Consider the following 11,945-nt stretch of genomic DNA (forward strand, 5'->3'; position numbering starts at 1 on the left):
GGCCCAGCGCGGCCACCACGACGCCCAGCGGCCGCACCACCGAGCGCGTGGCCACGGTGCTCAGCCCGGCGGCCACGAGCAGGGCCAGGCCCAGCGTGACGAGGAGGATGGAGTTGCTCTCCTCCTTGACCTCGGCGGCCTCCTTCCTGAGCTCGGCGACGCGTCCGGCCAGGGAGTCGGTCAGGGCGGCGTTGATGTCGAGGCTCTCGGAGTAGGCCGCGGCGGCCTCCCCGCCGTTGATGCTGTCCATCGCCTCGGCCCGCGCCTCGCGGGTGTCCGCGGCCAGCAGCTCCATGATCTTGTCGTCCCAGACGAAGAAGGCGTCCCAGGCGGGCTCGAGCTTGTCGAACTGGGCCTTCTCGGCCGCGGTCAGGTATTCGACGTGGGTGGCGTCGAGGGCGTCGTACAGGGCCTTCTTGCTGGCCAGCTCGCCCTCGCGGTTGTAGGCGTCGGGCGCGGTGGCGACCTTGCCCCCGTAGGCGCCGGCGTCGGCCACCACCAGCCCCTGCCAGCCGGTGATGTCGGCGGCGTAGAAGGTCAGCTTCTGGACGTCGTCCTCGACCTGTTCGAGCCGGTCCAGCCGGGTGGCGATGTCGTCCTGGCTGTTCATTCCCGAACGGCCGGCCGCGACGGCCACGACGATGAGGAGGGTGACCAGGAGGAATGACAGGCCCAGGCGTCTGCCGACTCCCCAATTGCGCAGACCGGACATGGCCGTCTCCTTCGATGGGCGAAGCGCGATGGTAGTTGTCGCTCTTCCATCGACCGGACGGACGGCCGGTTGACGAAAATCTGTGAGGGAAATCTCATCGCCCCGGCATACCGGACCGTCCCGGCGGAACGGCCCGGTGAGGCGGCCGGTGCGGCGGGCTCATCCCAGCAGGGCCAGCTCCTCCTCGCTCAGGGTGAGCTCGGTGGCGGCGGCCGAGTCGATGATGCTCTCCGGCCGGCTGGCCCCCGGGATCGGGATCACGACGGGGCTCCTGGCCAGTTCCCAGGCCAGGCAGACCCGCTGGGGCGAGACGCCCCGCGCGGCGGCCACCTCGGCGAACGGGCCGCCGAGCCGGTCGGCCGAGGAGATGCCGCCCAGCGGCGACCAGGGCAGGAACGCCACTCCCAGCTCGGCGCAGACGTCGATCTCCGGCTCGCTGCTCCTGAAGCGCGGAGAGTACTCGTTCTGCACGCTCGCCAGCCGTCCGCCGAGGATCTCGTGGGCCGTCCTGATCTGCTCCGGATCGGCGTTGGAGATCCCCGCCAGCAGGATCTTCCCCTCGTCGAGCAGGTCGCGGATCGCGCCGACGGTCTCCTCGTACGGCACGGCGGGGTCGGGCCTGTGGTGCTGGTAGAGCCCGATCGCCTCGACGCCGAGCGCCTTGAGTGAGCGTTCACATGCCTGGCGCAGATAAGCGGGCCGCCCGTCCACGCCCCAGCCGTCGCCCGCGGTGCGCGTGTGCCCGCCCTTGGTGGCCACCAGGACCGTCCCGCGGTCGCCTGACCACAGCGCCAGGGCCTTGGCCACCAGCCGCTCGTTGTGCCCGACGTCGTCGGAGGACGGCGTGTAGGCGTCGGCCGTATCGATGAGCGTCACGCCCGCGTCGAGCGCGGCGTGGATGGTCCTGATCGACTGCGCCTCGTCGGGCATGTGCCCCGCCACCGACATGGGCATGGCGCCGAGCCCGATCGCTCCGACGGCGATGTTCCCGATCATGCGTGTTTCCATATGTCCATCCTGGGAGCTGGAGTTCACTTCAGGTCAAGGCTCCCCGCTCCGCGGCCCCCCACTCACCGGACCGGTAAAGGCTGGAAAGAACCGGCGAAGCGGTACACGCTACGCATGGAGGGGTGAAGACGGGCGGCGCACACCACACAGATCGATCGCCCGGCGTCGTCCGGTCCTTCCAGAAGACCTGGAGGAGGAGCGAATGACGACCCAGCGTGTCGCGGCGTTGGCCGCCCTGGTGCTCGGGACGGTAACCGTCGGGATGGCGGTGTGGCTGACCGTTTCGGCCTTCCCCCGCGGCCTCGTGCTGCTGGGACTGCTCGCCGTCGCTCTGGGCACGGCCTGGTACGGCCTGCGCCGCAGGGGCCTGCCGAGAGTGCTCGGGCTCACCGTGGCGGGGCTCGCCCTCGTGACGAGCGTGCTGCTGCTGGTGTTCGGGGGCTGGCTCCTGGCACAGCTGCTCACCCTCTCCTGCGCGGTCCTGACGCTGGCGGCGGCCCGCGCCGCGTTCCGGACGCGCGTCCCGCTGCCACCGGCCGAAGCGCCCCGCCGGGCCGTGCTCTTCATCAACCCCCGCTCCGGCGGCGGCAAGGCGGAGCGCTTCCACCTGGCGGACGAGGCACGCAAGCGGGGTATCGAGCCGATCGAGCTGAAGCCGGGCGACGATCTGCAGACGCTGGTCCGCGCCGCCGTGGCCGAGGGGGCGGACGGGCTGGCGATGGCAGGCGGGGACGGCTCCCAGGCGATCGTCGCCGCGATCGCCGCCGAGCACGGCCTGCCGTACGCGTGCATACCCGCCGGGACGCGCAACCACTTCGCCCTCGACCTCGGCGTCGACCGGGACGACGTGGTGGGGGCCCTGGACGCGTTCGTCGACGGCGGCGAGCACGTCGTGGACCTCGGCGAGGTCAACGGCCGCGTCTTCGTCAACAACGTGTCCCTGGGGCTGTACGCGGAGGCGGTGCAGCGGCCCGGCTACCGGGAGGCGAAGCTCAAGACCTTCCTGGAGATCATGCCCGAGGTCCTGGGCCCGGAGGCGGCGGAGCAGGACGGCCGGCTCGACCTGCGCTGGGTGGGCCCGGGAGGCCACGAGCACCAGGCGGGGGCGACCCTGCTGGTGTCCAACAACCGCTACCGTCTCGGGCGGATGATCGGCTCGGGGACCCGGCCGTGCATCGACGACGGCCTGCTCGGCATCGTCGTGCTCGGCGCGCCCACCTCGGCCGACCGCCGCCCCCGCGGCCGCCAGCCGTGGCGCGGCTGGTCGGCGACCACCTTCGAGGTGGACTCCGACCGCATGGTCCCGCTGGGGATCGACGGCGAGGCCGTACGCATGGAGCCGCCGGTGTGCTTCCGCATCCGCCCGGCGGCCCTGCGCGCCCGGATCTCCAAGAACCATCCGGGCGCCTCGCCGTCGGCGATGGAGCCGGAGAGCACGGCCGAGATGCTCCGGGCCGTCCTCCGCATGGCGCTCGGACGCGGGCACGAGCCGTCGGCCGTACCGGCGGCCTGACAGGCCCCTTCCGGGCGCCGGGCCGCCGGGTCCGCCGGACCGGGTCCGCTAGATCCGTGCCCCGACGTCCGCGCCGTCGGCGGGACGCAGGAAGGCGGAGGACGGGATCGAGCCGTCCGCCGCCCGGGGTCCGGTGATCGTGCCCGGGTCGGTGCTCACGAACGTCCACGTGCCGCCGAGGTCCCAGGAGTTGCCCGAGCCGGCCGATGAGGAGCCGAGCGACACCTGCGTCTTGTTGGCCGCCGCCAGGTTCCTGGTCAGGGTGGAGTCGGAGTCGGCGAAGTCGAAGCCCGCGCCGCCGTTGCGCCACGCGGTGCTGCGCTCGATCGACAGCCGGCCGGGGTTGCCGTTGTCGATGAAGCCGCCGACCGCGTTGTCGAAGGCGACGGAGTTGCGCACGACGTGGTCGGCGGCCGGGTCGGGGTCGCCGCCGCCGAGCTTGAAGCCGTTGCCGTCACCGGTGTAGCCGGGCAGGTTCCACCGGTTGAACCCGTTGCCCCAGGCCACCGAGGACTCCACGGTGACCGGGGAGGTGAACATCCAGAAGTCCAGGCCGTCGTCGGAGTTGTTCCACAGCCGGGCGCCGCGGATCACGTTGCCGCCGCCCGAGCCTTCCTTGATCGCGATGCCGTCGGCGCTCTCGCCGTTCTTGCGCGGGTCGCGGTTGCCGTAGGCGTCCAGATTGATGATCTGGTTGTTGCCGGAGGCGCCCTGCAGGTGCAGGCCCGACTCGTAGTTGTCCCTGACGACCAGGCGGTCGAAGACGTTGCCGCCGGTGTCCAGGCCGAAGATCCCGTAGGGGCCGTGGATGATCTCCAGTCCGGACAGCCGCCAGTACTCGCCCTCGATGTGGACGGCGCCCCGCTCCGCGCGCGGGATGCTGGAACCGACCGCGCCGGGCGTGTACGGCATGTTCTCGCCGTCGATGATCACCCGCTCGCCTTCGTGGTTGCGCATCGTGATCGGCTGGCTCGCCGTACCGCTCTTGAGCAGCTGGATGTTCGTGCTCGGCGCGTACGTGCCGCCGCGAATGAAGATCGTGTACCCCGGCTGCGCCAGGTCGACCGCCCGCTGGATCGTGCGCAGCGGCGACGCCGCCGTCCCCGGGTTGCCGTCGTCGCCGCCGGTCGCCACGTACAGCGCGTTCGCGGGCGGCTGGCCGCCGGTCTCGACGTCGAGGTAGTCGATGTTGGGCAGGCCGCCCGAGGCGGTGGGGTTCAGCCTGATGGTGTTGGCGCCGGCCTTCACCGGCACGGTCAGGGTCTTGGTGACCCAGGTCGACCAGGCGCCGGTGCCCTCGAACGACGTGCTCCCCGCGGCGGATCCGTTGACGATCAGGCTGGTGGGCCGGACCGTGGTGGTCCCGTTGGCGAAGCGGATCCCCAGCGTCGCGGTGCCGGAGGCCGCGGCGTTCACGGTGAACTGGGCGTAGGCGCCGCTGGCGTTGGTGCCGTTGCAGAAGCCGCTGCCGGAGTGGCCCGGCCAGTTGGCGTCGACGGTTCCGGTGCAGACCGCCGGCGAACTCTCCGCCTCGTACCGGATGGACGCCGCCTGCGCGGCGGACGGTGACAGCACGGCGAGGGCGCCGGCCACCAGGCCGGTGCACGCGATGACAGCTTTCAGGCGCATCGTTGGTCTCCGTAGGGGGCGTCGCCTTTGGTAAGCGCTTTCCAGAGTGGTGGACAGAGTTAAGCACGCGCTGTGGAGTGTGGAAAGCCCTCCGCCGCCGAAGGGCCGTGAAGGGCCGCCGGGGCGTGAAAGTTTCACGGGCAGAGGCGCCGGAGCCCGGCTTCGAGCACCGGGCGGGCCGGTAGACGAAGAAACCCCGGCCCACCGTGGTGAGCCGGGGTTTCCGCCGGGTGCGCCGCCAGGGACTCGAACCCCGGACCCGCTGATTAAGAGTCAGCTGCTCTAACCAACTGAGCTAGCGGCGCGTGAAGCCCTTGAAGGATAGCGCACTTTTACCGGTGCCCCGTAACCGGTGATTCGACCGGCTAAGCTAGAACAACATTCGGTTCTGTCTGGGAGCACACATGTGGTTCGCCTCGCCCGCCGACGTCCGTGAGCGGCTCGCCGCCGTGGACTATCTCGCCGACGACGCCATCGCGACCTCGGTCTTCCTCGCCTCCGCGCTCGGCAAGCCGCTGCTCGCCGAGGGCCCGGCGGGAGTGGGCAAGACCCAGCTCGCCAAGGCCGTCGCGGCGGCGACCGGGGCGCGGCTCATCCGGTTGCAGTGCTACGAGGGGCTGGACGAGGCCCGGGCGCTGTACGAGTGGAACTACAAGAAGCAGCTCCTGCGCATCCAGGCCTCCGGCGGGCAGGACTGGGACGCCACCCACGACGACATCTTCACCGAGGAGTTCCTGCTCGAACGGCCGCTGCTGGCCGCGATCCGCGCCGAGACGCCCACGGTCCTGCTGATCGACGAGACGGACAAGGCCGACGTCGAGGTGGAGGGACTGCTGCTGGAGATCCTGTCCGACTACCAGGTCACCATCCCCGAGCTGGGGACGATCACCGCCGCGCGCACGCCGTACGTCGTCCTGACCTCCAACGCCACCCGCGAGCTGTCGGAGGCGCTCAAGCGGCGCTGCCTGTACCTGCACCTGGAGTACCCGACGCCCGAGCGCGAGCGGGACATCGTGCTGGCCCAGGTGCCGCGGATCCAGGAGGCCCTGGCCGAACAGCTCGCCCGGACCGTCGCCACGCTGCGCACGCTGGAGCTGAAGAAGGCCCCCTCGATCGCCGAGACCGTCGACTGGGCCAACACGCTGCTCGCGCTGGGCCGGACCGAGCTGGACGAGGAGACGGCCGGCGCCACCCTCGGGGTGGTGCTCAAGCACGCCTCCGACCAGACCCGCGCCCGCAAGGAGCTCGGCCTGTGACCCGCCCGGACGGGCCCGCGGCGGAGGGGGTCGCGTGAGCCTGCTGGACCGGCACGTCGGCTTCGTGCACGCGCTGCGCGAGGCGGGACTGCCCGTGTCGCTGGCCGAGGGGCTGGACGCGGTGCGGGCCATGGAGGTGATCGACCTGACCGAGCGGGAGTCGCTGCGCGCGGCCTACGCGGCCACGCTGGTCAAGCGGCCCTCGTACCGGCCGGGCTTCGACACCCTCTTCGACCTGTGGTTCCCCGCCTCGACCACGGGCCTGTCCGGCCCCGGCCCGGCGGCGGGTCCCGACCCGCAGAGCGCAGAGCTCCCCGAGCTGCGCGACCGGCTGGCCGAGCTGCTCGCGGACGCGGGCGAGGCCACCGCCGAGATGAACGCCTTCGCCCGCGCGATGGTGGAGCGCTTCGGCCGCCAGCCCGCCGGGCCGGGCCGGCAGAACTGGTTCTCCTATCCGGTCATGCGGGCCCTGTCCCCCGAGACGCTCATGGCCCGTCTGCTGGCGGAGATCCTGACCGGCCAGGAGCGCGGCGGCATGGCCGAGAAGGTGGCCCGTCAGCGGATCACCCGCAACATGAAGCGGTTCGAGGAGGCCGTCTCCACCGACGTACGGCGCCGCATCGCCGAGGACTCCGGGATCGAGCGCATCGCCCGCTCGGCCGTGCGGCCCCCGCTGGAGCACCTCGACTTCCTCCGGATCACCAGGGAGGACCTCGCCCGGCTGCGCCGGGAGGTCCACCCGCTCGCCCGCCGCCTGGCCGCCCGGCTGACCGTCAAGCACCGGCTGGGCCACCGCGGGCGCCTGGACTTCCGGCGCACCGTACGGGCCTCGCTGTCCACCGGCGGCGTCCCGCTGACCACCTTCAACCGGCCCCGCCGCCCGCACAAGCCCGAACTGGTCATCCTGTGCGACACCAGCGACTCCGTGGCCTCCTTCGCGCACTTCACGCTGCTGCTGACCTACGCGCTGCGCGAGCAGTTCACCAAGGTCCGCGCCTTCGGGTTCGTCGACACCGTCGACGAGATCACCAAGTTCTTCGTCCCCGGCGCCGACGTGGCCGAGGCGATGACCCGGCTGACGAAGGAGGCCGACATGGTCAGGTTCGGCCGGACCAACTACGGCCACGCCTTCGAGCGCTTCGCCGAGCGATACGGCGACGCGGTCGGTCCGAAGACGTCGCTGCTGATCCTGGGGGACGCCCGCTCCAACTACCAGCCGCCCGCGCTGGAGACGCTCAAGCGCCTGAGCTCGGGCGCCCGGCACGCCTACTGGCTCAACCCCGAACCGGTCGCCCAGTGGGACAGCGGCGACTCGGTGGCCACGGCCTACGGGACGGTCGTGCCGATGTACGAGTGCCGCAACGTCGCCCAGCTCGCGGCCTTCATCGAGGACCTCGCCTGAGGTTCCCGGGCCGGCGGCCGTACGGCGCGCTCAGCGCATCCGGCGCAGCACCCGCGCCGCCGTACGGCTGAGCACCTCCACCTGGCTCTCGTCCAGCTCCTGGCGCGGGGCGCCCAGGATCCAGGAGGCCACGTGGCGCGGCGCGAGCAGCGTGACGCCCTCGGCGGTCACCGAGCGCCGCCGGTCCCGGCCGTGCACGAGCCTGCCGGAGTGGACGGCGATCAGCGACTCGATCGTCACGGGCACGCCGGACTCCCGGCTGAGCACCTCGGCCAGTGAGGAGGCGACGCCGCTGAGCGCCCTGGCCTCCTTCGAGCCGTACTTCTCCCCGAGGAAGAGCCGCTCGCCGTAGGTGGCGATCTCGGTCTCGGGGTCCCAGGCCTCGTTGTCCACGATCCAGACGCCGCCGGGGCCGATCACCAGGTGGTCGATCGAGGCCTGGCCGGGGACCGCGCGACCGCCGAGGATCCGGTAGCCGTGCCGGCCGAGCCGGCGCTTGAGCAGTTTGGCGGTGACGGTCTCGCCCCGGCGCCTGCCCCGCCAGACCGCGGTGGCGTCGTAGGAGCGCCAGGCCAGGAACGCGTCGGCCGCGGCGACCAGCAGCCCGAGGACCAGGCCGATCGCCACCGGGCCCGGCAGCCCGAAGCGGTAGCCCAGGACGACGCCGGCCACCACGCCGCCCGCCGCCTTGAGCCCGCGCATCTTCAACCGCTGTTTGGCCTCCTTGCGCCAGAACTGTTCGTACATCACCTGCGGTGACAGGCCGTTGAGCTGGTCGGTGGGCGGGACGTAGATCGATCCGCCAGGCACAGCGAACCCCCGGGGGTGAGTGGTGGGAGGGAGACGGATCTGCGACTCTGGAGATCCTTGGTCATCAAATACCCAACCTGGAGTTCCGGCACGTCAAAGTGACGTAAATAACACGCTGCCGTCATCCCCTAGAGCAACCCCTGAACGCATTGACCGACCAGTCGGTATGCTTGCTCCACCACACGCATGGGGGAGACGATGACTCAGGACCAGGAGCCGGTACGGCAGCGCCTGCTCGGTGAGGCCACCCGCCTGTTCGCCGAGCGAGGCTTCGAGAGCACCTCGGTACAGGAGATCGTATCCGCCGCGGGCGTCACCAAGGGCGCCATGTACCACTATTTCGACTCCAAGGACGACCTGCTCCACGAGATCTACGGCCGGGTCCTGCGCATGCAGATGGACCGGCTCAACCAGTTCGCCGACAGCCCGGGCCCGGTGGCCGAGCGTCTGCACGCGGCCGCCGCCGACGTCGTGCGCACCACGGTCGAGAACCTGGACGACTCGAAGATCTTCTTCCGGTCCATGCACCTGCTCGCGCCGGACACCCGCAAGAGCGTGCGGGCCGAGCGCCGCGTCTATCACGAGCGCTTCCGGGACCTGATCACCGAGGGCCAGCGCGAGGGCGTCTTCCGCGACGACGTCCCCGCCGACATCGTGGTCGACTTCTTCTTCGGCTCGGTCCACCACCTCGGCACCTGGTACAGCCCGGAGGGCCCGCTCTCCGGCGCCGAGCTGGGCGCTCACTTCGCCGACCTGCTGCTCACCTCGCTACGGCCGGAGAAGCCGGAGTGACCGGCGAGTCCGCCACCTTCCGGGTGACCATCCGCCCGATCAGGGCGATGAGCTTGCGCGGGCGCCTGGGCATCAGGTGGGCCAGGCCGATGTTGCCGAACCCCGGCACGACGTAGCCCCGGTCGCGGTCGAGGGCGCGCAGCGCGCTGCGCACGACCCGCTCGGGGGTGTTCATCCGCGCGCCGATCGCCGCCTCACGCGTGCCCATCACCTCGAAGAAGGGGGTCTCGACCGGGCCCGGGGTGACGGCGAGCACCCGCACCCCCCTGCCGCGCAGCTCGCTCCAGAGCGCCAGGCTGAAGTTGAGCACGAACGCCTTGGACGCGCTGTAGGTCGCGAAGAACGGCGAGGGCTGGAAGCCCGCGGTCGAGCCCACGTTCACCACCGCGCCGCGCCCCCGCGCGAGCATGCCCGGCACGAGCGCGTGCGTCAGGCCCACCAACGCGACGACGTTGACCATCAGCTGGTCGTGCTCGCGCTCCGCCCGGATCTCCTCGAAGCGCCCGGCGGTGCCGAACCCGGCGTTGTTGACCAGCAGGTCCACGGTCAGCCCCCGGGCGGCCAGCTCCCGGGCGACCGCCGGGGCGGCGTCCGGCTCGGTGAGGTCCCGGACCACCACCTCCGCCCGCACGCCGTACGTCTGCCGCAGCTCTCCGGCCAGCTTCTCCAGCCTGTCGGCCGAGCGGGCGAGCAGCACCACGTCGTGCCCGCGGCCGGCGAGCTGACGGGCGAACTCCGCGCCGATGCCGGAGGAGGCACCGGTCACGAGGGCGGTTCCAGCCATGACGATCTCCTGTCTGCGACTCTTCTGTGCCGATAAAGTAACACCTGATTCGATAATTGCAACACTGATGTATCGGATAATTGTCGAACGGGACCGATGGTGTAACTTCTGAGCATGGGTACGACAGGCCGCAAGCTGCGGGCGGACGCCGAGCGCAGCATCAGGACGATCATGGAGGCGGCCGAGCGGGTGCTCAGTGAGAACCCCGGCGCGACGATGGAGCAGATCGCCGAGGCCGCGGGGGTGGCCAGAACCACCATCCACCGGCGTTTCGCCAGCCGCGAGGCGCTGATCGACATCATGACGGTGGCGGCCTGGAGAGAGATCGCCGAGGCGGTGGACGCCGCCCGCCCCTCCACCGCGCCGCCCCAGGTGGCGATGTACCAGGCGACCGCGAACGTGCTGCGGGTGAAGTCCGGCTGGCGCTTCGCCCTCACCAACCGCGGCCCGCTCTCCGGCGAGGCCGCCCGGATCGAGGCCGACGTCATCGGCAAGTGCGACCTCGCCATCCGCCGCGGCCAGCAGGAGGGGGCCATCCGCCCCGACGCCGACCCGTTGTGGGTGCGCCGGGTCTATCTGGCCCTCCTCACCGAGGCCGCCCACGGCCCCCACCCCGGCCACGCCGGTCCCCCCGCCGAGACCCCGGCCGAGACCGACGCCGACATCGACGAACTGGCCACCCGCGTCATGGACACCCTGATCCGCGGCTTCGGCCCGGCCCGCCCCGAGGCCGACAGGCCCCGCGAGGACTGACCCGTGGAAAGCCGACGACCCCGGGCACCCGTCCCGGGGTCGTCAGCCGTACTGATCAGGCAGGATTCTCAGGCCGGAGCGGGGAGGTCGGCCAGTTCCGCGACGGCCTCGCGGTGGGCGCCCGGGGCGCCCAGGGCGATCTCCGAGGCCTTGGCCCGCTTGAGGTACAGGTGCACCGGGTGCTCCCACGTCATGCCGATGCCCCCGTGCAGCTGCACGCTCTCCTCGGCGACGTGCAGCGCCACCTCCGAGCACCACGACCCGGCCACCGCCGCCGCCAGCTCCGCGTCCGCGCCCGCCGCACCGCTCGCCCCGGAGGGCGCGAGGTGGTCCGAGGGGGCCGCCAGCAGGTCGGCGGCGTTGCGTGCGGCCGCGCGGGCGCGCACCACGTCGAGCCAGAGGTCCGCCATCCGGTGCTTGATCGCCTGGAACGACCCGATCGGCCGGGCGAACTGGTGGCGCTCCTTGATGTAGGCCAGCGTCGTCTCCAGGCACCACTCGGCCACGCCGAGCTGCTCGGAGGCGAGCAGTCCCGCCCCGAACGCGAGCACCTTCCGCCGCTCGAAATGCCCGAGTACTTCGCCCCGGGCACCCGAGAAGGCGACCGTCGCGACCGGCCGGGTCAGGTCCAGCGAGGGCACGACCTCGATCCGGGCATGCTCCGCCTCCACCCGGTACAGCGCCGAGCCGACCGGGACGAGCAGCACGTCGGCCACGTCCGCGCCCGCCACCCCGCGCACCTCGCCGCTCAGCGTGCCGTCCTCGCCCACCGTCACGGTCTCCCGCAGCGGCCGGTACGGCGAAGCCGCCAGCGGGACCACCAGCGCCGCCGTGGTCTCACCCGAGGCGAGCTCCTGGATCAGGTCCTCCTCGCCCACCTCCAGCAGCGCCTTGGTGGCGAGCACCGCGCTGGTCAGGAACGGCACCGGCGCGACCGCCCGGCCCAGCTCCTCCAGCACCACCGCGGCCTCGCGCGCCGACGCCCCGGCCCCGCCGTACTCCTCCGGCACGAGCAGCCCGGCCACCCCGATCTCGCGGCCCAGCGTCTTCCACAGCTCCATGTCGTACGGCGTGTCCGACTCGACCCGCTTCAGCACGGCGTCGAATCCGCACCGGTCGGCGAGCAGATCCCGCACGGAGGCCCGCAGCTCCTCCTCGACCTCTGTGTACAGCAGCGTCACTGGTCGCTCACCACTCCTCATTCGCTGCGCGGAGCACTCGTCCCTCGCGCTCCACTTCGCTCACTGCGTCGGGCTCACTCCGGGTCACTGGTCGCTCACCACTCC

The 11,945-nt window shown here is 71.7% G+C and carries 11 protein-coding genes and 1 tRNA gene; 5 read left to right on the plus strand and 7 right to left on the minus strand.

Features of this window, described 5'->3' with window-relative positions:
• Together Psi01_RS14240 and Psi01_RS14245 are read right to left on the minus strand one after the other, a co-directional pair.
• Nucleotides 1–712, minus strand: a 712-nt coding sequence (locus tag Psi01_RS14240) for a hypothetical protein (protein ID WP_204064479.1), incomplete at its 3' end; no start/stop codon positions are given.
• 159 nt (nt 713–871) lie between these two features.
• Complete coding sequence (locus tag Psi01_RS14245) at nt 872–1,720, minus strand: aldo/keto reductase (RefSeq protein WP_204064480.1); 849 nt, start codon at nt 1,718–1,720, stop codon at nt 872–874.
• Between the two features lie 202 nt (nt 1,721–1,922).
• On the opposite strand from Psi01_RS14245, the gene Psi01_RS14250 reads away from it, so the two are divergent.
• Complete coding sequence (locus Psi01_RS14250) at nt 1,923–3,233, plus strand: diacylglycerol/lipid kinase family protein (protein ID WP_204064481.1); 1,311 nt, start codon at nt 1,923–1,925, stop codon at nt 3,231–3,233.
• A gap of 48 nt (nt 3,234–3,281) precedes the next feature.
• Here the strand turns inward: Psi01_RS14250 and Psi01_RS14255 are convergent, their stop codons facing one another.
• A complete protein-coding gene (locus Psi01_RS14255) occupies nt 3,282–4,862 on the minus strand; it encodes a right-handed parallel beta-helix repeat-containing protein (protein WP_204064482.1) in 1,581 nt (526 codons plus the stop codon).
• 231 nt (nt 4,863–5,093) lie between these two features.
• Nucleotides 5,094–5,167, minus strand: a tRNA-Lys gene (locus Psi01_RS14260).
• 99 nt (nt 5,168–5,266) lie between these two features.
• Between Psi01_RS14260 and Psi01_RS14265 the strand changes: the two genes are divergently transcribed.
• A complete protein-coding gene (locus tag Psi01_RS14265) occupies nt 5,267–6,118 on the plus strand; it encodes an AAA family ATPase (protein WP_204064483.1) in 852 nt (283 codons plus the stop codon).
• Nucleotides 6,119–6,152: 34 nt separating this feature from the next.
• On the plus strand, nt 6,153–7,520 hold the full coding sequence (locus tag Psi01_RS14270; protein WP_204064484.1) for a vWA domain-containing protein: 1,368 nt from the start codon (nt 6,153–6,155) through the stop codon (nt 7,518–7,520).
• Between the two features lie 30 nt (nt 7,521–7,550).
• Here Psi01_RS14270 and Psi01_RS14275 read toward each other — a convergent pair whose 3' ends face one another.
• Entirely contained in the window at nt 7,551–8,330 is a 780-nt protein-coding gene (locus tag Psi01_RS14275) for a nuclease-related domain-containing protein (protein ID WP_204064485.1), read from the minus strand.
• A gap of 198 nt (nt 8,331–8,528) precedes the next feature.
• On the opposite strand from Psi01_RS14275, the gene Psi01_RS14280 reads away from it, so the two are divergent.
• A complete protein-coding gene (locus Psi01_RS14280; RefSeq protein WP_204064486.1) occupies nt 8,529–9,122 on the plus strand; it encodes a TetR/AcrR family transcriptional regulator in 594 nt (197 codons plus the stop codon).
• Here Psi01_RS14280 and Psi01_RS14285 read toward each other — a convergent pair.
• Entirely contained in the window at nt 9,091–9,906 is an 816-nt protein-coding gene (locus Psi01_RS14285; RefSeq protein WP_204064487.1) for an SDR family NAD(P)-dependent oxidoreductase, read from the minus strand. The two genes, Psi01_RS14280 and Psi01_RS14285, sit on opposite strands and share 32 nt — an antisense overlap.
• A 114-nt stretch (nt 9,907–10,020) precedes the next feature.
• On the opposite strand from Psi01_RS14285, the gene Psi01_RS14290 reads away from it, so the two are divergent.
• On the plus strand, nt 10,021–10,659 hold the full coding sequence (locus Psi01_RS14290) for a TetR/AcrR family transcriptional regulator (RefSeq protein ID WP_204064488.1): 639 nt from the start codon (nt 10,021–10,023) through the stop codon (nt 10,657–10,659).
• A 68-nt stretch (nt 10,660–10,727) separates the two neighbouring features.
• Here the strand turns inward: Psi01_RS14290 and Psi01_RS14295 are convergent, their stop codons facing one another.
• Nucleotides 10,728–11,840: an acyl-CoA dehydrogenase family protein gene (locus tag Psi01_RS14295; protein ID WP_239127646.1), complete on the minus strand. Its 1,113-nt coding sequence runs from the start codon at nt 11,838–11,840 to the stop codon at nt 10,728–10,730.
• Nucleotides 11,841–11,945: the final 105 nt, after the last annotated feature.

The organism is Paraplanobispora siamensis, from assembly GCF_016863175.1.
In the GTDB taxonomy this organism is placed as follows: domain Bacteria; phylum Actinomycetota; class Actinomycetes; order Streptosporangiales; family Streptosporangiaceae; genus Planobispora; species Planobispora siamensis.